Here is a 24624-nt window from a genome sequence, read left to right on the forward strand (position 1 = left end):
TTATTAACTTTAAGGCAACAAGTTATGAACAATGAGCTAAAAAAATTTGATTTTCAAAAATTCCACTAACATCCTTGTTCATAAGACGTTAATAAATCATCCCAAAATTTGATTTTTTCAAAAAGTTATGCGTTGACCCTGCGTTCATTGGAGAAACGGGTTTACGTGTGGTTTAATATTCGTAAACTTGCAAATTGAAAAATTTACGATATGACCAGACTGGCTCAGATTTTTAAATACATTAGTAAATACTGGGGTTTTGCAGCACTCAACGTGTTGTTCAATATCCTTTCGGTGGTTTTCAGCCTTTTTTCACTAACCATGATCATTCCTTTCCTGCAACTGCTTTTTGATAAGACAAAATTGGTGCGCGAAGCCCCTGAGTTAGCCTGGAACACTGATTCTATTGTCGCGTATTTCAACTACCTGATCAGCGATATTATTATCCAAAAAGGGGAGGTTAACGCTTTATTGTTCATCTCACTTATGGTTGTTATCCTGTTTTTTGTAAAAAATCTTTTCCGCTATATGGCCATGTTTTACCTGGCTCCGCTGCGAAATGGTGTTGTTGAGGATATTCGCAATGACATTTATCGCCGGATACTTATTCTTCCATTGGCCTATTTTTCGGAGCAGCGCAAGGGGGATATCATGTCGCGTATCACCAACGATGTTACCAACGTGGAATGGTCAATCATGCAATCTCTCGAAATGCTTTTCCGAGAGCCGCTTTCTATCATCGTTTTCCTTGTCACCCTCATCGTGATCAGTCCAACCTTGACTTTTTTTGTTATCATACTTTTACCTGTCACCGCTTTCCTTATAGCACAGATTGGCAAAAGCCTGAAGCGAACTTCCACTAAGGGACAGACAAAATTAGGGGTAATCCTTTCGATTGTTGAAGAAACTATTTCAGGATTACGGATTATCAAAGGTTTCAATGCCATTGAAACCGCAGATCAGAAATTTAAAGAACAAAACTCCAGCCTTACACGGATTATGAACCGCCTTTACCGCAAAAGGGACCTGGCATCGCCACTGAGCGAGTTTCTCAGCACGTTGGTACTTGTTGTAATACTCTGGTACGGCGGGCAATTGGTGCTTAATGACAGTTCTTCGCTCGAACCGACTGTTTTCATATTTTACGTGGTGGTCTTTTCTCAACTCATTGTTCCTGTAAAAGCCTTCACTGTGGCATACTACAACGTGCAAAAGGGCGTGGCATCAGCCGACCGCATCAATGAAATTATAACTGCCGAGGAGATCATCGAAGAAAAACCAAATGCGATTGAGACCAATGAATTCAATGATCTTATCGAATACCGAAATGTCAATTTTGCTTATGGACAGGAACCTGTATTAAAAGATATCAACCTCCGGATTGAAAAAGGGAAAATGATCGCTTTGGTAGGAGCATCGGGAAGCGGTAAATCCACATTGGTTGACCTGCTTCCCCGTTTTTACGATTGCACTTCAGGGGAAATCCGGATTGATAACATTCCCATTAAGGATTTACGAATTAGCAATCTACGCGGCTTGATGGGTATTGTAACCCAGGAAACCATTCTGTTTAATGACACGGTTTTCAATAATATCGCTTTTGGCATGAGTAACATGAGCGAAGAAATGGTAATCGCCGCTGCCAAAATTGCCAACGCACATGAATTTATCGAAAGAATGCCTGAAGGTTATCAAACCAATATCGGCGACCGTGGGGTAAAACTCTCAGGAGGTCAGAAACAGCGTATCAGTATCGCGCGTGCTGTGCTCAAAAACCCTCCCATCATGATCCTTGACGAAGCTACCTCCGCCCTCGACACCGAATCGGAAAGACTGGTTCAGGATGCTTTGCTCAAATTGATGCAAAACCGGACTTCGGTTGTGATTGCCCACCGCTTATCAACCATTCAGTTTGCAGATGAAATTGTCGTGCTTGACCATGGACTGATTGTAGAAAGAGGTTCGCATAAAGAACTGGTAACAAAAGAAGGAATTTACAAAAAACTATGCGACATGCAGTCGTTCCGGTAAAAGCCAAGTGAATTATTTTTGCAAAAAAATATAACCGCAATTTATGCTAAATCCAAGCCTGATCACCAAGAAATCTCCATTGTATTCGAGGAAATACGTCTATTCGGAGACACCATTCAACACGCTGATGCGAAAGCGTATTTATCATGTGCTTTTAATTGCCAGCAAATACGATACTTTTATACTTGAAGATGACGGTCGCATTGACGAGCAGATTTTTAATGAATATGTATCGCTAAACTTAAGATATCCTCCACAATTTATCCAGGCCAATTCCAACGAAGAAGCGCTCGAAATCCTTGAAAACGAAAATATTGACCTGATCATTTGTATGTCGAGTACGTTTGAAGAGCAAATGGTGAAGGAAATTAAACTCAGAAAACCTAAAATACCCGTAGTCTTACTGACCCCTTTTTCGCGTGAAATTTCCATTAAACTTGATACAGGTAACCTGGGTGGTGTTGATTATGTATTCAGTTGGCTTGGAAATGCTGACATACTGCTGGCGATCATCAAACTCATCGAAGATAAGATGAATGCAGATCATGACATCATGCAGGTTGGGGTTCAGGTGATTCTGCTGGTTGAGGATTCTGTCAGGTTTTATTCTTCCTATTTGCCCAACATTTATAAAATCATTTTCAAGCAGTCGAAATCGTTCATGACCGAGGGACTCAACGAGCATCAGAAAATGTTGCGTATGCGAGGGAGGCCAAAAATATTACTGGCAACAACATACGAAGAAGCTGATTTTCTTTTTCATAAATACAAAAATAATTTTCTCGGTGTTATTACCGACATGACCTATACACGCGGCGGAGTGCACGATAAAGACGCCGGGTATCATTTTTGCGAAATGGTTAAGGCCGAAGACAAGTATATGCCCATCCTTTTGCAGTCGTCGGATATGGGCATTAAACAAATTGCCAAAAAACTCAAGGTAGGCTATATCAACAAAAATTCACCATCACTCTCCCTGCAACTTCGTGATTTTATCTCCGAGTTTTTTGCTTTTGGTGATTTTGTGTTTGTTGACCCGGAAACAAACCAGGAAGTGATCAGGGCTAAGGATTTAAAAAATCTTCAGGAGATTTTATTTGATATCCCCGACAGTTCTTTCCTATATCACATCAGCCGGAATCATATCTCCAAGTGGCTCAAAGCAAGAGCATTGTTCCCGCTCGCAGACCTTTTCAAGCAGTTTCAGCCCGAGGACTTTTCCAACCTTGACGAAATCCGGAGATACCTTTACGATGCCATTTCAAAATTCAGAATGTACAAGGGAAGGGGTGTAATTGCTGATTTTCACCGCGACAGGTTTGATGAGTACCAGACTTTTACCCGCATCGGTGAAGGCTCTATCGGTGGAAAAGCCCGTGGCCTGGCTTTTCTCGACTCACTGATCAAACGAAACCACCTCATCGATCTTTATGATAACATCATTATCACCATCCCCCGGACGGTGGTGCTGGGGACTGATGTTTTTGATGATTTCATGGAGGAAAACAGGCTTTATGAGATAGCCCTATCCGGGAAATCCGACCAGGAAATATTGGATAGATTTGTAAAGGCAAGACTTCCTTTCCGTATTCATGAAGACCTCTATACTTTTATTTCGATCACCAAAAATCCGATTGCCATCCGTTCTTCAAGTTTGCTCGAAGATTCCCATTACCAGCCATTTGCTGGTATTTACTCAACCTACATGATCCCCAATATTGTGGACGACGAACGGTTGATGATTGAAAAACTAAGTATTGCCATTAAAAGCGTTTATGCTTCGGCTTTTTATAAAGACAGCAAAGCATACATGACAGCAACGCTTAATGTGATTGATGAAGAAAAAATGGGTATTGTCCTACAGGAAGTATGTGGAAGCCAGTATGGAACCCGGTTTTATCCTACGATTTCCGGAGTAGCCAGATCGGTAAATTTTTATCCCATTGAGCCTGAACAACCGGAAGACGGCATTGTAAATGTTGCCTTCGGATTGGGGAAATATATTGTTGAAGGAGGAAACACCTTGCGCTTTTCGCCGAAATACCCGAAAAAGTTACTTCAACTCGCCTCCCCAAAAATGGCACTGAGCGACACGCAGCCAACCTTCTTTGCCCTTGATCTGAAACCTGAAAGTTTTAAACCATCTACCGATGATGCTGTGAACATGCTCAATCTTAAAATCAGCGAAGCTGAAAAAGACAATTCTCTGAGATGGGTAGCATCAACATTTGACTACAATAACAACATCATCCGCGATGGGGTGAATTACCCGGGTAAGAAGATAATCACTTTTGCCAATATACTGAAAAATAATGTATTTCCGCTTGCCGAAATTGTTCAGCAGTTGCTCGAAATCGGCTCACGCGAAATGAATAAAGGTATTGAGATCGAATTTGCTGTAGATCTGAATGTGAAAAAAGATCACCCGGTCATTTTCTATCCATTACAGATCAGGCCTATTGTTGAAACGAAAGAGGTGCTGGGCGAAGACCTTGACCTGATTGATCCTGAAAAGACCATTATCAAAGCCTATCATGCACTTGGAAATGGTAAAATTGACAGCATCAAAGATTTCATTTTTGTAAAGCCCGAATCTTTTGATCCGTCGAAAACAAAAGAAATTGCGATGATGGTTGGCGATCTCAACGATAAATTCCTTGCTGATGGATCAAATTATGTTCTTGTGGGACCAGGTCGTTGGGGCTCAACCGATCCCTGGCTCGGAATACCGGTAAAGTGGCCGCAAATATCCGCAGCAAGGCTCATTGTGGAATCCGGACTGAAACACTACCGGATTGACCCAAGCCAGGGAACTCACTTTTTTCAGAACCTGACTTCATTCAGGGTTGGCTACTTTACCATCAATCCTTTTATCAATGATGGTCATTTTGACCTTGAGTACCTCGGGAAATTTACCCCATTCTTTGAGAATGAATTCATTAAGCATATCCAGTTTGAAAAACCAATCCGTGTAAAAATTGACGGTAAAAAGAAAATCGGGGTGATCATGAAAATGGACGAGCAATAATTAGCTATAGAAAAGTTTTAGAACAAAAAAACTGCCGGTATTTACCGGCAGTTTTTTTAACCATTGAATAAAATCTGGAATTAGCAACACAAGAGCGATGAGCAGTGGAAATGAGTTTACAAGTTGTTCAGCATAATGAGATGTTGGATGGGCCCTTCGCAAAATCAAAAACCCGAATGAATTAGAAAAGTATAAGCAATTCAGAAAAATCAGCGAAGTTCAAGTGATTAAGTATGATAAACGGGAAAACCTCACGAAGGAAACCCAACCAACTAAAAGTTGAATAATTACAAACAGTCATCGCTTCAACTTATTAAACAAGCAGTTACAGATCAGCACTAAAAGAACGAGTTTGAAGAAACAGTATGTCTAACCCAGATTTCTTCGAAGAAGACTCATTTTTTGGGATTGGTTGCCTGACATTGAATGAAATGGAGAATTTATTTTATGAACTTTACGGATGAGCCAAGGCCGGATTTCAAATCCCTCAACCGAAGAAAATAGACCCCTGGTTTTAATTGGTTAGCGGGCAGTTCGAACTGATTCAGGCCAGATTTTATAACTAGTTTCCGGCGTAAAATAGTCTGCCCCGAAATGTTGGTAATCAGTAATTCTGCAGGAAAATCAGTAGTTTGAAAAATTTCTACAAAAAACTTCTCCAACACCGGGTTGGGAAAAACTCGAACAGAGATTACATCATTTACCGGATCTTCTGTTACCGGTGTTGAACCGGCATCGAATATTTCTATTTCGATATCCTTTACCACGGGATTCGTCTCAGTAATTGTCACCATCAACTTTTCACAAACTTTTCCTGCTGATTCGGCAGCAAGATAATATGTCCCAAATGGGAGTTCATCAAATCCAAAGTCTCCGGAACTTCCTGTGAATGTATAATTGATAGGCTGAAGTTGTTCATCGAAAAGTAAAACTGCTGTATTGAAAGCCGGTACTATTTGGTCGTGAGTAAAGGATTGATATATCACCGAACCTGCAATTGATCCGATTCCTTGCTGCATTAATGGTAAAATACCAAGGTGAATGTCGAGATGATAATGGTTAGAATCGGAGACAAAGCAATATTCAGCATTCTGCCAGGTAAGTTCATTACCAAAATAAGTCGGGAAATACTTTTGAAAGTTAGATGAACCACTTGTCAACTGTGCTTTGATCAGGTAATGATCACTTAGCAAATAAAGTGCGCTGTAATAGCCGTATTCAGTGAATTGAGCCGTGTCGAGCGGAATGACCATATTATTGCGGTAACGGTAAAGCATTATTTCTGCTGTATCTCCGGTTGGCGCCGGGTTGTTGATTGGGAAATTCCCCGAAAAAATAAAACCGCCGATATGGAAATACTCAGGGGATATGAATTCCATTGTTTTTGTGTCTGAACATGATGCGCCGAAAGGATTGTTCCGGATTACATTTAAAGTAACCTGATAAGTTCCTGCCCCGTCATACTGATGCGAGGGATGCTGAACTGTTGAAGTTGAGCCATCGCCGAAATCCCAGAGCCATTCATCAGGCTGTCCTGCTGAAAGGTCTTTAAAATGAATAAAATTGGGCATATTTATCCCCGAATCGGGAATTGCAATAAAATCAGCGTAACACTCGGGCATTGGTGCAAACACATAGATCTGCCTGGAAAATGTATGGTTACACCAAACCAGCGAATCAGTGTGTGATACAGAAAGGGTAACTGTGTAAAACCCACTGTCCGCAAAAGCATGAGTAGGATGTTGAAGCAAGGATGTGGCGCCGTCGCCAAAATCCCATTCCCATGTATTCATATTTCCCTGCGAAAGATCATTAAACTGGATGATGAGTGATTGATCCTGCGCTGGCAGAAAGTCAAAATTGGCTTCACACATGGGTTCAAATTCGATCGTGATCTCTTTACAGAATTGATGATTACAACTACCTGTATAATCCGATACATCAAGGCAAACATCAAAATTGCCACCATCAGAAAATGAATGTACCGGATTTTTTAGCGTCGAACTGTTTCCATCATCAAAATTCCAATTTCGGTTAACAATTTCTCCTGATGAGAGATCTGCAAAGCGAACAACAAGAGGATTGTAGAGGGAGTGTAGTTCGATAAAATCAGAAATGCAAAAAGGCTCAGTGCTGATTTCAATAGTTTGCCAAAACTGGTCAGTTAAACCAGAATCCAAATCAAAGACGTGCAGACAGACCCAAAAACTTCCTTCCGAAGCATAAATGTGCTGAGGACAGCTTTCAAAAGAATAGGCTCCATCGCCAAAACTCCAGATTTTTATTTCATGTTTTCCCAGGGTTTGGTTGACAAACTGAACAGAAAAGGGGTTTTCAGGAAAAATGAACGGTTCAAATCCTGCTTGCAAAGGAACATCAGGAGCAACTGTAATGACATGACAGAAATTGTCAGAGCACCAGCCGAAATTGTCAGTCACAGTAATACAAACCCTGTAAATGCCAGTACCCTCAAAAATATGGGTCGGATTTTCCTGGGATGAAGTATTACCGTCGCCGAAGTCCCATTCTATTTGCAAAGTATCGCCATGTGATGCATTGGTAAAATGATAAATCAGCGGGTTCGTCACATCTGGAGTAAAGGTAAAAAAGGCTTTGCATTCCTGGGTTATGCCTGCATAAATTGTTTTGCAGTAACTTTCGGTGAAATTACCGGGTTGATCGCTGATAGTCTGGCACACGGTATAAGTTCCGGGTGTGGCAAAATTATGCGTTGGATGTTTAAGTTCAGAGGTGCTTCCATCGCCAAAATCCCAAAACCATCTATCCGGATTCCCGGTCGACATATCAATAAATCGCCAGGTTAAGTCATCACCATCCTGGTTAAAGGCGTTAAAGTGGGGAAGATAATCAGGTTGTAACGACACGGTTTCAATCTGGACGAAACTGCTCTGGCAACTATAGGTTTGATTAGTGGTGGTGAGTTTTATCGTGTAAATTCCTTCAAGTGAAAAACTATGCACTGGGTTTTGCAGGGTAGAAGTCTGTCCGTCACCAAAATCCCAAAACCAACCCTCAGGATCACCAGCTGAAATATCAACAAAATGTAGTGTCATCGGATCAAGTGGATCAGGAAAGGTGAGGAATGAAGCACTGCAATTGCCTACCGGACTGACTTCAATGCTTTGACAAATTGTATCAGACTGATTCCCTGGCTTCATTGCAACGAGGCACACAGTATAAGTTCCCGGTGTAGAATAATGATAAAGCGGGTTTTGCACTGCACTTGATCTCCCGTCTCCAAAACTCCATTGCCAGGAAGTTACATTTCCTAAAGATAGATCATAGAATTGAACAGAGGACTGATTACCGGGTATGTTAAAGTATGTAAAACGTGCCTGAACTAAAGTATCGTCGTTTGAATCAATCGTGTTACAATAAGTATCGTTACAAGTTCCATTGTTGCCGGAAATGGAAAGACAGACTTCATAATGCCCGTCGTCGAGGTAAAAATGTACCGGATCGGGCTCAGTCGAAGTATTTCCATCCCCAAAATCCCAGAGCCATTCATCGATGTTTCCCATCGAAGATTGTTTGAAGTTCACTTTGTTGGATTGGGACGGGTCGTAAACCCATATAAAATCCGATCGACAAATGCTTGATTGCTGGCTGTTGCATATGGCAAAATTTGTCATGAAACTGGTTTGTGCAGGAGTGAATTGAAGCGTATTGGTGATCAATTGATTGGAACAATCAACGGTTGAAACATGAAGAATGCCTTTTGAAAATGGAAGATCAAAAAGGAAACTGAAATATCCGAACTCATTAGTTATGACTTTATCAAAGAAAAGATAGGGAGGATCCTGGTTTTTAAATTTGAGCGTTACCTCATGTCCTGCAACCGGATTGCCTGAGCTGATATCTGAAACATAGCCTGAAACGAAGATCCTGGTATCATTGCCTAAAAGAGATAAAGGGAGAAGTATGATAAGCAGTAAGGCAGAGTACAATAGCTTCATATTGAAATCAAAATTATTAAAATGTGTAAAAAACTCCTGTTCTCAATCCAATCCCATAGGGATTTGTGAGTTTTTCGTTGTTGGAATTCATTTCATAAACTGTACCTAAATAATACCGGTAAACAGGTTCCAGCATGATCCCTAATTTTTCCGACACCTGAAACTGCAATCCTAAACTAACAAGCAACTGAATACTGGTGGTTAATCTTGGAAGGGTATAATTGTCGATAGTATTGATTGTTGCACCCGGTTGATAAAATTCAAGCCCTGGTTCATTTTTATTTAAAAGGATGGAAAAATTTGGCCCGGCCTTAATGTAGGCTGAAAAGTTTCCATGTTCCATTGCTTTATAGCCAAACATAATCGGTAGTTGGAGATAAGTATAGTTGTTTTTGGTTTGCTGATGGGATTGATGTGAAACTGAATCCCAAACTCCGACTTCCTGAATATCGTAAATTAAATTCCCCGGGTTTTCAGGGTCAATGGTAAAACCGTTGACATGCTGGTAAAAACCAATGCTGTCATAGGTTTCCATATTTACCATGTAGTCGCCGAGATCATAAATGTAGCTGAATTCAATCCCGCCCTGAATAATGTAAGTAGGCGTATTATAACCAACAGCAAGGCCGGTGGCCAAACTCTTTTCGTGGGAGGAGGAGGTCATCCTTGCATATTCGGTAATTTCAGGGGTAGCATATAGTGCAAGTGTAAGATGTGAAGTCTTTCTTCTCTGGTTCTTGATCACCAGCGTTTGAAATTCCCGTTTTGGTGGTTTGTACTGTCCACGGAAAAGATACGTGAGTGAATGATTCGTGGAGCTTAAACTGATCGGCTTTCCTGTAGAATGTTTTAAAGCAACAGCATCCTTTTGTTTCAGGGCAGTTTCATTATTTGTTTTTCCTGTGAAGTATTTGTAGGTATTGAAATCCATTGCATTACGCTCAGCCATAGTCACAGGTTCGAGATCTTTAATTCCAATCCTTCCGAGTTGCACTATACCAAATATCCTGGATTCGACGGAGGTTTTTTCAGGTAAAATTGTACTATTAAGACCAAAATCATCTTCGTTATGCTCTTTTGCAGCTGCCTCATTGTTAATCATTGGAATGGTTACAGGAACAACCGGATCAACTCTTGGGATTGCCGCTGCGACTTCTTTTTGATTTTGAATGCCTGGATGTGTCACTTCCAAGTCCGGTTTACCCTCAATTATTGTAGTTTGGGCTTGGGTTTCAGCACCTGTAATTGCATCTATTCCGGTCGCACCCGGTTGAGGTTTCACTGCTGATTTTGACAGTTGGGCATCCTGTTTTTCAGTTCTTCCGGGAAGAGGAGGTAGAGATTGATGGTCAACAGTTGAATTCTTATCAGTTAATCCGTCATGGGTGATCCCGGTTTCAACCTTGTATAAATCTGCCGGGGGTTTATTGGCATCATTTTGCCTTGTGGTGGGCAGTATTTGATCAGACGGGTAATTTTTCTCAGTTTCAGAAGGACTGTTAAAATAGAATAATGCAACAGTAGCAATGATAATTGCTGCAGCAGGAACGGTGGTCCATGAAGCAGGTACGTTGTTGAAATTGAAGTGTGCTGCTTCCTTCCATAACATTTGCCAAGACAAACGTCGCCATAAACTTTTCGAGGGCTGTGCAGTAAATTCGCTCAACCCTGATCTGAAAAGTTCGTCAATATTGTTTTTACCGGTTTTCATTACTCTTCACTAAACGCTTTACTTTCAATAATTTGGTTAATTTTTGCGACCAACACCCGTCGTGCTTTCATTAGCTGCGATTTGGAGGTGTTAACCGAAACACCCAGAAAATCAGCGATTTCCTGGTGTGTGTATTGCTCAAAAACGTAAAGATTGAATACTGTTTTGTATCCCTCAGGTAGTTTTTGTATCAAGCCCATCAGTTTTGCCTGTGGAATTTTCACCAACGCAATTTCCTCCAATTGATCATCATTCTTAATCTGGGTTTCATCAACATCTTCAATATCAGCGTGAAAATGGTGCTTTAAACTTTGTTTATTATGTGTAATTGCTGTATTCACAATTATTCTTTTTAACCAGCCTTCAAACGAACCTTCACCCCTGAAACTCCCGATACTTGAAAAAATCTTGATAAAACCTTCCTGTAAAATATCCTCTGCCTCATGTTTATTTCGTGCATATCGCAGACAAATCCCCAATAATACGGGCGCATACCTGTTGAACAGCTTGTTTTGAGCATGTCGTTTTCCACTGATGCAGCCTTCTATTATTTTCAGATCTGCTTCGGTCATACGATGCTACGGTTAATTGACTGCTTTTGTGTGTATAGGTTGCCTGACAGCAATTTATTTATCGTCTGGAGTTATCTAAAATTAAGCCTGTTGAATTGTGTGCAAACTTACACAAAATAGAAAAATGAATTGTATTTTTACTTGAAAGGTTTATAATTTTGACAGCAATTTTTAATATTTTTGGTGTCGTTTTGTAAAATCTAAAAATGAAAATCTTATGAAAAAAGTTGCATTGTTTTTACTCCTGGTGGAGTTGTTCGTTCAGGCGAAAGGTCAAACTTACATGGAACTTGTTGATAACATGGAAATCCCGTCGAATTCTGACATTAAAATTCTTGGAGGAGATTACATTTTTACCGATTACGAATGGGACGGAGTGATTAAAATCATAAATAAAGAGAACATTATTATTGATGGCGACAGTGTCACTGTTCAGGGTGGTAATTTTATGGGTTACATGATTGATATTCAGAATTCAACAAACATTGTCCTCCGAAATTTTGAACTGGTGAACAGTTACAAATACGCGGTTCGATGTCTCAATTCGCAGAACATTCTGATTGAAGCGAATAATTTTTCATACAATAAGAAGGATACTACAGGCTGGATACAAATCTGGACACCCTATACTTCAGCGCTTGGTGGAGGTGTATTGTTTTACAACAGCTCTTTTATTGAGGTGCATGAAAACGTGATGACACAGCAGAATGATGGTGTCGCCCTTTATCAATGCAATAATGCAGTCATTGCTAACAACGTAATGAATTGGAATTGTGGTTTTGGGGTTCGGTTGAATTTTTCGGACTTCTGCTGGGTGCATCACAACGACCTGTCGCACATCAACCGGGAAACCGATCCGAGCGACTGTGCTGCCATCTTGCTCATTGTGTCCAACAATAACCTGGTTGAACATAACAATCTTAGCTACTCCGGAGATGGTGTGTTCCTCGGACAGTTTGAGTATTCACAGATCCCCAATAACAATGAGTTCTATTACAACGAGTGCTCTTTTTCCCCGCACAACGCCATTGAAGCTACTTTTGCTGATGGTAATATTTACAAGCACAACAAATGCAATTACAGCCATTATGGCTTCTGGCTTGGGTATTCGTTCAATTCGATGGTCGACAGCAACGAGGTGATCGGAAACCAGCATTCAGGAATTGCTATAGACCGGGGCTTCAACAATAGCTTCACCGGCAACATCATCAGCGAAAACCCGGCAGGACTTGAGCTCTGGGAAGGAGATGGTATTCCCCCTTATCAAAACCAGCTTTCTCAGGATTATTACGTTTTATACAACATGTTTGAAGGAAATGAAAAGGCCATCCTCGCAAAAAAAACTGAACACCTGGTAGTTGCCGGTAATCAGTTTTTGAATAATCGTACAGACATTTACCTTGAAGGAGATTCTTTTAATGATACTATTACCGGAAACCTGTTTCAGGGCACAGCTACATTTTACATCGAAAATCGTTCATCTGATGATATTTATGCTGTTGCTAATGACTTTGTGTGGAATGATACTGATCTGATTTCCTGTAAGGTTTACGACCAAGAAGATGACCCGGCATTTGGTCAGGTGATGTGGCAGCCGTTTTTGTCTGGAATTGACCCCTATTACCAGCACATTCCACCAACTGACATGGCTGAGCCAGAGGCCATTTGGTATGCTTACCCCGAAGCTTGCTGGGGTTATGGTAACTGGATTCCGACTTTCGTTGAGTGGGACTACAACAACAAAGTTTTTGGAGAAGCCTCCATTCACCTCGTTACAGGCAACGGCTGGGATTTAGGGATGATGTACAGGCCAGGTGATGGCGCCATTGCATCGTGGAATCTTACCGAACATGACACACTGGTCATTTGGGCAAGATCAATAAATACAACAGGTTATGGGTTTCAATTTTGTCATGTGAAACTTGGAAACAACTGCGGGGGGTATTACCGTTACACCGCATCAGCAGCGGTAGTTCTCAACCCAACTATTAACCAATGGAAAGAGATCAGGATCCCCCTTGCAGGTGGCTCTCCGTGGGCAAGGTCTATGGTTGGAAGTGTTGAACTGTCAAACATTAGTTACATTGAATTCCATGCTGACACCTGGGAATATGGTTTTGAACTGTGGCTGGATGGGGTGAATTTTGTTCCTAATGTTACAACCATTAAAGACCCGAACCGACCCTGTGATCACCGGATGACCATTTCGCCCAATCCGGTAAAAGAAGAATCCATCATAAGCCTATCGCTACCACATCCTGAGTGCATTGAAATTGATCTGATTGATTATTCAGGGTCATTTGTAAAGGTGATAAGGAAGGGCAGCTTTGATCGCGGTCAACATACATTGATATTCCGAAAAGAAGATCTTGGATCCGGAATTTATCTGATCAGGTTTAAATCTGAAAATGCTGTTAAAACGCAGAAGATCATTATATTGTAAGGTGTTGGAAATTTAAATTTTCTTAGACCAGCATCGTTGACCTTTTAGAATTGTTTACTTTTGCACCCTGAATTACAATTTACAAAATTTTCTGACCCATGAAAAAGATGCTTCTTCCCTTACTGTTGATCGTGTTGTCTTTGACCGTTTTACCATCAGCAGCGCAAATCATAACTCAGGCAGACACCATTGATGGAAAAGTTTTTATTGATGGCCTTCCTCTTTTTACCAATAAAGACCTTGATGGCTTCAAATCGCTTCCAATAATTGAAATCCCTCAGGCTACCAGGAACAGAGATTTACCTGTTAATGTTGATAATTCACTGCTACCTTACTTCCGGCCGATTTTTAACCAGTCAAGCCTTGAATGCGGACAAGCAGCCGGTGTTGGCTATTTATTCACCTATGAGATGGACCGTTTAAGGAACTTACCTGCAAACGTTCCTGAAAATCAATATCCCACGCATTTTGTGTTTAACTGGAGTAACAATGGAGCAGGTAATGCAGCAGCATTTTTCGACAGTTGGAATATCATAAAGGAAGTAGGTACTCCCAATGTAACAGATTATGGTGGAGGACTTAATACAGGTGGTGTTGCCCGATGGATGAATGGCTACGATCTTTACTACAGGGCAATGAAAAACAGATTGTGGGATTTTTACAAAATTCCGCTTAATAACCCATCTGATCTGGAGGTGCTCAAGCATTGGATTGACAATCATGGAGAAGGGGAAGAAAACGGTGGAGTTGCAGTATTTTATGCCAGCTATATGGGTGTTAATCAAACATTACCACCTGGAACGCCTGAAGCAGGAAAATATGTGTTAACCATTCTGGGTAATTATGCCAATCATGCCTTAACTGTGGTTGGATATCATGATTCTATCCGCTATGATATTAACAATGACGGACAATACACCAATCATCTCGATATCAATAACGATGGCAACGTTGATATCCTCGACTGGGAAATTGGTGGTGTGAAACTCGCCAACAGTTATTCTGCCACATCATGGGGCAACCAGGGTTTTGCTTACCTGATGTACAGCGCTTTATGTCGTCCATTGCATCTCGGCGGTGTATGGAACCGGTCGGTTCATGTGATCAATGGCAAGGAAAGCACCTATCCTCAGCTGACTTTTAAAGCAAAGGTTACGCATAATGTTCGCAATCTGCTTAAGGTGATGGTTGGCATTGCCAATGGTTTTGATGCCACTGAGCCTGAGTACATCGTTGAATACCCAATTTTAAATTACCAGGGTGGAAATTTTTACATGCAGGGCGGAAGTTCAGAGGCAGACAAAACGTTGGAGTTTGGACTCGATATCACCCAATTGCTTAAGTATGTTGAAAGTGGACAGGACGCCACATTTTTCTTCATGGTTAATGAAAAAGATCCTTCAAACAATGGTACGGGAATGATAAACAACCTATCGCTGATGGATTACACGGATGGCTTAATTGAGATCCCCTGTAACCAATCCAATGTGCCGCTTGTCGAAAATGGACTTACTACGCTAAAAATCAACGCAAATATCACCTTTGATGCTCCGGACGTTTTGATTGAGGCACTTGAACCGGCCACTATCAATGAGCCTTACCAGTTTCAGATGCTTGGTACCGGAGGGACAGAACCATACCAGTGGAAGATAAAACAAGAATATGTTGCTCAAACCGGCACTCAAACCTTCCCTATGATCAACGCACAACAACTTTCACCAAATAGCTCAACCTCCGGATTTGCTACTAAAACCATTGATTTTGACTTTCCTTTTTACGGAAAAGTTTACAATAAAATTTCAATACATACCGACGGCTATCTGATGTTTTCAGAAGAGCCCTATCCCTGGACTTTTTTGGTGGATGAACTGAATTTGTTTAAAAATCTTCGCAATATTTCACCTTACATGGCCAAAGCTTTAGGTGTGAGTGGCGGAGGTGGAATGTGGTACGAAGGCGACCAGAACAAGGCCACTTTCAGGTGGAAAGCTACCGAATACTCCACCAGTAATATTTTAAATTTCGCTGTAAGTATTTATCCCTCTGGTGAAATTGAATTTTTCTATGGTGAATCGAATGGCGCCGCCTGGAATAAATGGCATGCAGGAATTTCTGATGGCGGCGACTTTAACTACCATTTGCTTGATATTTCAAATACTTACAATATTCAGCCCAACACCAAAATCTCCTTTGAACCTGATTTTGCTTTTTCTGAAATGAAAATTACCGAGGACGGGCTTTTCTATGGCACACCCACACGTCCTTATGAAGCTGTTGATATTGTGTTTAATCTGAAGGACGCCAACGGATTGCAAGGATCCAAAGCTTTACCCTTTTTCACTGATGGTATTAATAAAATTGTGATCAGAGAAGTAAATGTGGTAGCCGGTGATGATGACATTATCGAATATGGTGAAACAGCCGTACTTTCAGTAGAATTACAAAACATCAGCGACGAAGTGATTAATGCAACTCAAATGACCATTAATACGCAAAATCAATATATTACAGTGATTGATAACACGCTGGCATTAAGTTCATTCCAGCCAGGACAGGTCATCACATTTACGGATGCTTTTTCTTTTGACGTTTCAATGCAGGTACCCAATAACCTCGACATCATTTTTGCCACCGAAATTGCAGCCCCTGATGAGACCTTCAACAGCCATATCTATCTGAAGGCCTACACACCTGACCTTGCAATCGGAACAATTTCCATTGAAGATGGCAATAATGGTTATCCCGAGCCGGGCGAAACACTTCAGGTTTTGGTCACTATAATTAATTCTGGTGGGGGCAAAGCTTACAACCTGCAAAGTAATATCTCCACCAGCGATCCATTTGTTACAATTAATCAGGGGAGTTGGTCAGCAGCGGTGCTTCCCGGAAATGGAAGTGTTGCGGCTCAGTTCGAGATTTTTGTTCATGAAGACACACCGACTGGTCATTTATCTCAGATTAACATTTACGCTTCGGCCGACTATGGGTTCAATGTTTCTGGGTCGTTTAATTTTTCCACAGGTTTTGTCGTTGAAGATTTTGAGACCGGTGATTTCAGCAGTTACGACTGGGAATTTGGCGGAAATGCTGAATGGTTCATCACTGACCAGAATGTTTACGAAGGGCAATATTGTATGCAATCAGGCGATATTTCGGACAACCAGGTGAGTTCAGTACAGGTGACAATGAATGTGTTGTCGGATGGCGAAATCAGCTTTTATTACAAAGTGACCAGTGAAGCCAATTATGATTTTCTGGTTTTTTCGATTGATGGAACCACCATGGGTTCCTGGGCAGGAAGTGTGGATTGGGCTGAAGGCACTTTTCCTGTTCAGGCAGGTGAACGGACATTTTCGTGGAGTTATGAAAAAGATGTTTCTGTATCTACAGGCAGCGATTGTGCCTGGGTTGACTTCATCATTTTCCCTCCAAGTGCCCCTGAAGGCCTGATTGTTTTTGCCGGTCCCGATATGATGATTTGTGAGAACCAAACCCCTTTGCTGCAAGCCGTTGTGGCCAATGCCATTTCGATGGAGTGGACAACATCGGGAGATGGTACGTTCAGTAACCCGTCTGTTGCCAACCCAACCTACACTCCCGGACAGGGTGATATTTCATCAGGTTCAGCAGAATTGACGCTAACCGCATATGATAACCTGGGTGCTTCGATGACTGACAACCTTGTGCTTTCAATAACCAGGCTGCCTTATGTATATGCCGGTGAGGATGTTACTATTTGTGAGGTTGAAGAAATCGTAATCAATGCAATACTTCAGTACACCGAAGTTTGCAATTGGTCGACATCAGGTGACGGGACTTTCAGTGTATCAAACCAACCCAATACCGTTTACTATCCCGGTGAGAATGACCTGATATCCGGAAATGTGATACTTACTCTGACGGGGGTTCCTGTCACGCCATGCGCTGTAAGTATTTCACATAGTATGTCCATCGATTTCCTTCCTTTGCCAGAAGTGTCATTTGACGAATTACCCGATTTTTGCCACAATTCCCCCGGATATGAATTAATTGAAGGATCTCCGGTTGGGGGAATTTATGATGGACCAGGGGTTTCGAACGGATGGTTTTATCCTGAAGTTGCCGGAGTGGGAATTCATGAGCTTACTTACACTTATAACGATGGGAATGGCTGCGAGAATTTTGCGGTTCAGGAGGTGTTTGTGGATGACTGCACCGGGATTTCAACTCCTGAAAATTCCGGCATTTCAATTTTTCCAAATCCAGGTTCCGGCACGTTTACCGTTCAGTTTGATCAGAACATAGCAGGAAGTTACCGCGTTGAAGTTTTTAACTCATACGGACAGCGGGTTTACAGCAATGTAGCTGTGTTTGCTGTCAGTTCGTCAACCCAAACCCTTGATTTAACATCTCAGCCCGATGGTGTTTACTATCTGAAAATTACCGGCGGCGGTGCATCTGTTGGAGCTAAGCTGGTGGTGAAAAGGTAGGTGGGGATTTAAGCAATGATTGATTAGTATTAAATGGTGTCGGCAAACATCAGTTACATCTTTATGACCTTCTTTGTTACAACCGACTTCCCATTCTTTAAACTCAGGAAATAAATCCCTTTATCAAGCGACTTGAGATTGATACCAAAGGAAAGTTCGTTGAATTGCCGTCCGTCGGCTACTGCTTTGCCCATCAGATCATAAACTGTCCAGGTTATGGTTTCATAGGGTAGCCTGGTTTCAACTACCAAAGCGCCCTGAAACGGATTCGGGAAAACTTTGAGTGAGATTGTTTCGGGTTTGGTATCTTCCACATTAAGCGACTCAACATAAAAATCCCTGATTTCCTGAATGTGTTCTTTAAGCATGGCAACGCTTGAAATGTTGTCTCCTTCATAATCCCTTGCAAACACCAATGCAAATGTAAAATGCAATGAGTCGTTAGGGGCAAGAGAATAAGGGCCTGAGGAAACCAGCCCGCGGCGGTCGCCGGGAGTGGCATTTTCAGCGGCTTCGGACCATTCGGCAGGATTTGAGGGGTCTCCCGGAAAAATAAATTTTACAGGGAAAGTGCCGCCATAGCCGTTCCCTCCGCTGGTCAGCAAAGTAGAATCCCGCCACATGCACTTCATGTAGTTGTAGTACTCAGATGGGGCGTATGGGTCTGTCATGGGCGACTGCCATGCATTGTTGAAGTGAATAAAGCCTGTCATTTTATAATTGAGGCACGTAAGCGAAAATGCAGGTGGCCGATCCCCATAGGTGCCTTCCTCACCATTTCCGTCAACGGGAGTTCCATTGTAAGCAAAACCTGAATGGAGCAATGTATCACAACCCACAAAATCATCCCACCAATGTCCCAGGTCAAAGTCGAGGAAAAAAGCACTATACACGTCTGAGTAGAAATTTTCAGAACGATTGATGATGGTATAGTCGCCAAAAATCGCCTGGCTTAACGCCGAATCTTCCGGTTGGTCATAAGCATAATAGATGGCATGGATTTCCACGCCCATCTTTTTTCCGCCGGATTCGGTGTGTTGCCTGTCGTCGTTGTAAATCAGGAATATAGTCTGGTCGCCTTTAATCACCGGGAAGTCGCCATCAGCGGCATTGTATTTTCCATCGCCATTCCAATCATAATAGGGCGCCAGTTTTGGAGCTTGTCCCAGGAGGATATTACCATTACCCGGCCAGCTGCTGATATTTTCGATGGGCTCGTATCCTGGTTGCTGCCAGTTATTGCGATGGTGCTCAATTTCTTCTTTATTTAATTTCCACACCCTGAACCACGCTGCATCAAAGTCCTGGTTGTAGTTCATCGTATCAGAAACCGGACCCGGAAAATAGTCGTTGCCTATCTGCTTGTATCTTTCCCCGGCAACGTGTAATTCTCCGTTTTCATCCATTCCACCTATCCAGAAAGATTTACTGAAAAGTGTGTGCAGCCCCGACCCGGCAGGAACTTCATAACCATCGCCGGTGTTGCCATCCCAAAACTGAACCCCACAGGCAAGAATTTTTGCCTTTACCTGGTTAATACCAAGCATGTCAATCCCTTTATTTTCAACATGAATATAAATCTTTGCAAACTGTGACATCAGGTTATTTTCAAGATCAACAATTCTGTAGCGAAGGGAATCAGTGCCTTCGAAGTGTCTTTTGGGAGTGTAAAATACTATCGAATCATTGAAGGTAAATGTACCGTTTGGAGTTCCGAAGACAGTAAAAATCCTGATGGGATGGTTTTCGTAACCGAAGTCGTTTGCCAATGCAGGAATGGCGATGGTTTTCATGGCAAATGTCTCAGCGAAATCATCTATGGCGACAGGCTCTTTGTCGTCGGCTATCAATTTTATACTGACTATTAGAATGATTGCAAGGGCGATAATTTTTTTCATTTCATTTTTCCTTTAAAGTTTTACAATTTTCCGATGAAATATCTGATTTTCAATTTGTATTTCAATGAGGTAAATTCCATTTTTGAAAAAATGCATGTTGACGACAACTTCATTTTCTGTTCCTTCCCCAGCGCTTTGCACGGTTCCATGCATATTAAAGATACGGTATGTGATTAGACTGGTCTCGATTTTCTGACGGATAATTAACCGATCCGATACAGGATTAGGATAAATGACAAAAGGATGAATGGCTTGTTCTGACACCAACTCAGCCGAGGCATGGTACTTTAGTTCCCAGCCGTAATGGTTGTCGCGCTGATCGGTGAAAAAGGAGATCAGGATTTTGTTTGAGCTTATTGTTATTGGAGGAGGAATGGTGTTTCCGGTGACTCTTACCGGGGCTGAATAGGGTTTGTTAAGATCGCGGATCAGCACGTAATCGTAGTTGAGCTCCATGTCCACTTTGGTAAACTCGATAGTAATCAACTCCGTTCCTGGTATTTGAATGTGCCAGAAACAGTTTGTGTTTGAGTTATAGTGTTTATTACTGCTTCCATCTTCGATAGTCCCATCAGGAACATTAAGAAACAGAGTGTCGGAGCAATACACCGGCGGAACAGGTGTGTAATTGATTTCCCAGCCAGAGGTAGAATCGCTCTCATTAGTGTGGAAGTTTAAGAATAGATTTTGTCCTGATGATGTAAACTCTGGTGGCGTATCGTTTCCGGAAAGTGAAGCAAGCAGGGGTGAGGCATAATCGATGCCATCGTGGATGAAAAGCGTGTCGCCTGATGCCAGGCTGAACCCTGTAAACCGGATGTGCATCTTCTCCACCGAATCATAGAGGGGAACTTCAGGTGCAAGCAGCCACGAGCAGTCTATGCCATTGGAATAATTGAAGAAGTCGCTTCCGTCGTTGAGGTAGCCCTCCGGAGAGGTGATCACGGTAAAGCCATCACAAAAGGGAAGGCTGAAGGCATGGTAATTCGCCTGAAACCCTTTTCCGGTGATAGTGTCAGCGCTGTTAAAACTGAGGTAAAGAGATGGTTGTGTTGAAACGATGACTGGTGGCAGTAAATTGCCGGTAAAACTTCCAAGAAGTGGCGCTAAATAGTTTTCGCCATCGTAAATAAAAAGGGAATCATTCTCAGTGGCGAGATCGAACATCGAAAAATCAAGCCTTAGGTTGGTCATCTCAGGATCATCCGGTTTGATCAGCCACGAACAGGAAGTTTCGCTCTGGTAGTTCAGGGGGCCGCTGCCATCAGACAGGCTTCCTTCAGAAGCGCTTAACAGCTTGCCTTCCTGGCAATGCGCAGGGTATTCAAACAGTGTAGTATCAGGGTAAATGTTGAAGATGCCTCCCTGGTTTTGCGAAAGATCGATGCCGCCGGGTATCAGCTCATCAATGTAATAATAGCCATTATGGTTTCCCGACCATCCCCAGTTAAAATGAAAATAAACGGAATCCTGGAAACCATCGCAAATGTAAGCGTGACCGACATACCCGCTGCTGCTGAAATACAAAACCGGTTGGTTGTTCTCCAGATGGCTGGTCAGCATTTGCCGCCAGGCCTCATAACCACCATTTGATTGCCTGAGCATCAGTTGCGCATTGGGCAGGTAATTAAAATAGTCTGAAAGGGCTGGGGCAATATCAGAGACATTAGCTCCGGATGATGAGGGCGAAAACTTCATATTTACCGCAACAGCACAGTGATAGCTCAGTTCGGCGACAGCAGTGTTGTAAGTAAAACACTCGTCTGTCATTTCATTCCATTGATAAAATGTATTGCCAAAGTCAGCGAATTGTAGTCCGTAGGTTCCATTATTATAGGGTGGGATGTACGAGTGGCTGCCGTTGCCCTGGTAAGGGAACCGGTAATAAAACATCAGCTGAGCCATTGCAGTTGCCACACATCCGACCGGAACATGGTCATCGTAACCGCCAGGATCAGCAGGACACAGTGCATTATAGAACTTTCCCTGGTTCCATTTCACAGTTAAAAGCGGAGCAACACCTTTTGTATCTTTTATTTCAAACCCTTTAAGGTAATGTTCCCATAATCCGGACGTCTCACCGGTTAAATTTTCGGGATTTGCCATTCCCTTTTTTATCTGTACTTCATACCAATCCAACCAAACAGCACAATTTTCAGGTACACTATTCAAGTCAAATTCTCCTATAGGCGACCAGGCCAGCACCGGGATAAACCGCTTGTCTGGACTTGTGATTACAAATCCCCCCTGCCCGAAATTAAAAATATGGTACAGCGGTTTACCATGTTCGATTTTGGCAAAATGTCTTGTAATGACTGCATCCTTTACCTGAGGGTTTACTCCCAGGGATTTTTGGGTAAAAAAGTTTTTGGCCAATTTTGCTGCTTCATCGGCAGAAACCTGTCCCGAAAGTATTTCGGTAAAAAAGAGGAGAGAAATGACGATACTAAATAGTAAAATCAACCTGGCCATGATCAGAAAATTTTTTCAAGCCAAAGGTCATATTTTAATATGATTGAGGAAAATTAATTCAGTATTCGGCAGTAAAAATTAAGGGATTGGAACTTTCAGACATCCAGTTTAAAGATGTCCTTTGAAAGAATTTAAATATTGCTTGCTGCAGTAGAAAAAGCATTTGATGTGGCAGAAACCTCATTAAAAAGGCCCCCAATTTCGGATTGAACGCGCTTTTCAGCCAGTTTACAATAATCCGCATTGTTATCAATCAGGAGGCAGTTTCTGTTATTTGCAAGTGCGGCAATTCCAGTTGAACCACTTCCACCAAAAGGATCAATAATTAAATGATTCTCTCGCGATAGCAATTTAATAAAAAATGCAGGGAGTTCTACAGGAAAAACAGCTGGATGACCTTTGTTTTTACCAACAAGAGGTATTGAGAGAACATTGGAAGGTAATACTTCTTTTTTCCCAATCCATTTTGAGATGTCACGACCAAACCCACTTGAGTTAACTGAATTATGACGTGAAAGATCATTTTCACCAAGCTTTTGAAGCCGTTTGTTAACCCAATCACCAACCGGCACTGAGACACCCCATTGATCAATGTAAGGTGTTTTTATTTTCGCAAGATGGAAACAGTACTCCCAGCCATCCCTTAGGCGTGTTGGCCAAAATCCCGGCATTGCATTAGTTTTATGCCAGATATAGTCGTCAATACACAGCCAACCTTTTTCAGCTAAGAGGTCAATTGTTTTCCAAACATAACGATGTTTGACGCCATCCACTACTTTGTCTTTTATATTGATAACAAGGCTTCCATCCTCTTTGAGGGAATTCCAGAAAACATCATGAAAAGTTAAAAACCACTCCGCAAAATCATCCGGATTGATGCTGTCGTAATGCTTTTTCCTTGCATCAGCGTAAGGTGGTGATGTCACAATCAAATCTGCTTTCCCTTTGAAGTCATTCAATACTTCTCTACTATCCCCAAAGATAATCGTGCATTTATTTGTTCCAGTATGTAGTGAATTGTTATTCAATGATGTAGTTTAAAAATTTTTGCGTATCAATTTTATTATCTGCAGTTATCAAATTCATTTGGGATAGCTCTTGTCTTAGTAAAAAGGAGCATTCTTTTTTGAAGGCTAAAGTCATAAAAGGAAGATAATTAGATACTCTCCGGATACTTCTTGTGTAAATTTCAAGAGCGCTGTGACCTGCAATGAATGGAAATAAGAATCCAGGCCCCCAAAACTCGCAGTTCAGAGAGTAAGTCCCTCCAGAGCTTGTAGATCTGACCGTTCGGTCATCATAACCTCTTAATTTCCCTTTTGGTGGAGTAGCTATTCCAATAACACACAAGTAAGGGCTGTTCAAATTTTTTTCAGCCTTTGCTTCATTTTCAAGTCTTCTGATTACCCCTCCAACATCTTGCCCTCCAACTGTATCTTTTGATTTTTTTACCGAAATATACAATCGTATTCCTCTTTCAAATCCTGGAGTATCAATATCTGCAACGATATCCCCTTCACGGGAAGCATCGAATACCGGCCAGCTGTTCCTCATCAATTCGAGGATGAGAAATTGATAAAATATGCCGATTGTCATGCGATGTCGCTGCATTTCATAGCTTACAGCATCCAATTCAAATATGTCTTCCACATCAAGCAGGCTTAAAAAATATGGGCTCAATATGGGATCACTTCTCTCTTTTAAATGCTTTAATGTTTGATTAACCAAAGTTTTTGGATCAGCGTCAATTGTCTTTAATTCTCCTTTTTTGTTCTTTAAACATCGTTGGAATGCATTGTCAATAGAAGACTCCAAGACAGTGTCAGACAATTTAGGGTGCTTTTGTGGAAATAGGTAATTTGCAGCAAGCAAACTTGTTCCTTCACGTGGATAAGGTTGTAATTGGAGTTTAAGTTTTGGAGTTGCAGCCATGACAATCAAATAATTGGTCGTGAATATTGCTGCAAATTTAATCAAAGAATCGAAATGATCTTAATTTAAATCCTTAAAAAGGATCTCAAAA

11 protein-coding genes are annotated in these 24624 nt (G+C 41.7%); 4 read left to right on the forward strand and 7 right to left on the reverse strand.

Annotated elements, in window-relative coordinates; translation table 11 throughout:
* The first annotated feature begins 210 nt into the window (after nt 1-210).
* Both IH598_17220 and IH598_17225 read left to right on the forward strand, forming a co-directional pair.
* Nucleotides 211-2031, forward strand: coding sequence for an ABC transporter ATP-binding protein (locus IH598_17220; protein MBE0640258.1), 1821 nt, complete (start codon nt 211-213; stop codon nt 2029-2031).
* 43 nt (nt 2032-2074) lie between these two features.
* Complete coding sequence (locus IH598_17225) at nt 2075-5059, forward strand: phosphoenolpyruvate synthase (GenBank protein MBE0640259.1); 2985 nt, start codon at nt 2075-2077, stop codon at nt 5057-5059.
* Between the two features lie 440 nt (nt 5060-5499).
* Here the strand turns inward: IH598_17225 and IH598_17230 are convergent, their stop codons facing one another.
* Genes IH598_17230 through IH598_17240 form a run of 3 tightly spaced genes read right to left on the reverse strand, consistent with a single transcriptional unit; the run spans nt 5500 to nt 11319 of the window.
* A complete protein-coding gene (locus IH598_17230) occupies nt 5500-9036 on the reverse strand; it encodes a PKD domain-containing protein (GenBank protein MBE0640260.1) in 3537 nt (1178 codons plus the stop codon).
* Between the two features lie 16 nt (nt 9037-9052).
* Nucleotides 9053-10747, reverse strand: a complete 1695-nt coding sequence (locus tag IH598_17235; protein MBE0640261.1) for an outer membrane beta-barrel protein — start codon at nt 10745-10747, stop codon at nt 9053-9055.
* Complete coding sequence (locus IH598_17240; GenBank protein ID MBE0640262.1) at nt 10747-11319, reverse strand: RNA polymerase sigma factor; 573 nt, start codon at nt 11317-11319, stop codon at nt 10747-10749. Before IH598_17240 ends, IH598_17235 begins: the two co-directional genes overlap by 1 nt.
* 217 nt (nt 11320-11536) lie before the next feature.
* Here IH598_17240 and IH598_17245 point away from each other — a divergent pair, with 217 nt between their 5' ends.
* On the forward strand, nt 11537-13762 hold the full coding sequence (locus IH598_17245; protein MBE0640263.1) for a right-handed parallel beta-helix repeat-containing protein: 2226 nt from the start codon (nt 11537-11539) through the stop codon (nt 13760-13762).
* A gap of 98 nt (nt 13763-13860) precedes the next feature.
* Complete coding sequence (locus IH598_17250; GenBank protein MBE0640264.1) at nt 13861-18231, forward strand: T9SS type A sorting domain-containing protein; 4371 nt, start codon at nt 13861-13863, stop codon at nt 18229-18231.
* A gap of 53 nt (nt 18232-18284) precedes the next feature.
* Here IH598_17250 and IH598_17255 read toward each other — a convergent pair whose 3' ends face one another.
* From IH598_17255 to IH598_17270, 4 genes are all read right to left on the reverse strand, one after another.
* Complete coding sequence (locus IH598_17255; protein MBE0640265.1) at nt 18285-20129, reverse strand: T9SS type A sorting domain-containing protein; 1845 nt, start codon at nt 20127-20129, stop codon at nt 18285-18287.
* 12 nt (nt 20130-20141) lie between these two features.
* A complete protein-coding gene (locus IH598_17260) occupies nt 20142-22601 on the reverse strand; it encodes a C10 family peptidase (protein MBE0640266.1) in 2460 nt (819 codons plus the stop codon).
* A gap of 131 nt (nt 22602-22732) precedes the next feature.
* Nucleotides 22733-23629 (reverse strand): site-specific DNA-methyltransferase, encoded by an 897-nt coding sequence (locus IH598_17265; GenBank protein MBE0640267.1) that lies wholly within the window; start codon nt 23627-23629, stop codon nt 22733-22735.
* Complete coding sequence (locus IH598_17270) at nt 23622-24578, reverse strand: hypothetical protein (GenBank protein ID MBE0640268.1); 957 nt, start codon at nt 24576-24578, stop codon at nt 23622-23624. Before IH598_17270 ends, IH598_17265 begins: the two co-directional genes overlap by 8 nt.
* Between the last annotated feature and the right edge of the window lie 46 nt (nt 24579-24624).

It is taken from the genome of Bacteroidales bacterium, from assembly GCA_014860585.1.
Classification (GTDB): domain Bacteria; phylum Bacteroidota; class Bacteroidia; order Bacteroidales; family 4484-276; genus RZYY01.

What these genes read in the sequence shown, in the direction of transcription:
- IH598_17250 (MBE0640264.1), top strand. Translation starts at nt 13,861, where the DNA reads ATGAAAAAGATGCTTCTTCCCTTACTGTTGATCGTGTTGTCTTTGACC.
- IH598_17240 (MBE0640262.1), bottom strand. Translation starts at nt 11,319, where the DNA reads ATGACCGAAGCAGATCTGAAAATAATAGAAGGCTGCATCAGTGGAAAA.
- IH598_17260 (MBE0640266.1), bottom strand. Translation starts at nt 22,601, where the DNA reads ATGGCCAGGTTGATTTTACTATTTAGTATCGTCATTTCTCTCCTCTTT.
- IH598_17245 (MBE0640263.1), top strand. Translation starts at nt 11,537, where the DNA reads ATGAAAAAAGTTGCATTGTTTTTACTCCTGGTGGAGTTGTTCGTTCAG.
- IH598_17235 (MBE0640261.1), bottom strand. Translation starts at nt 10,747, where the DNA reads ATGAAAACCGGTAAAAACAATATTGACGAACTTTTCAGATCAGGGTTG.
- IH598_17220 (MBE0640258.1), top strand. Translation starts at nt 211, where the DNA reads ATGACCAGACTGGCTCAGATTTTTAAATACATTAGTAAATACTGGGGT.
- IH598_17230 (MBE0640260.1), bottom strand. Translation starts at nt 9,036, where the DNA reads ATGAAGCTATTGTACTCTGCCTTACTGCTTATCATACTTCTCCCTTTA.
- IH598_17255 (MBE0640265.1), bottom strand. Translation starts at nt 20,129, where the DNA reads ATGAAAAAAATTATCGCCCTTGCAATCATTCTAATAGTCAGTATAAAA.
- IH598_17225 (MBE0640259.1), top strand. Translation starts at nt 2,075, where the DNA reads ATGCTAAATCCAAGCCTGATCACCAAGAAATCTCCATTGTATTCGAGG.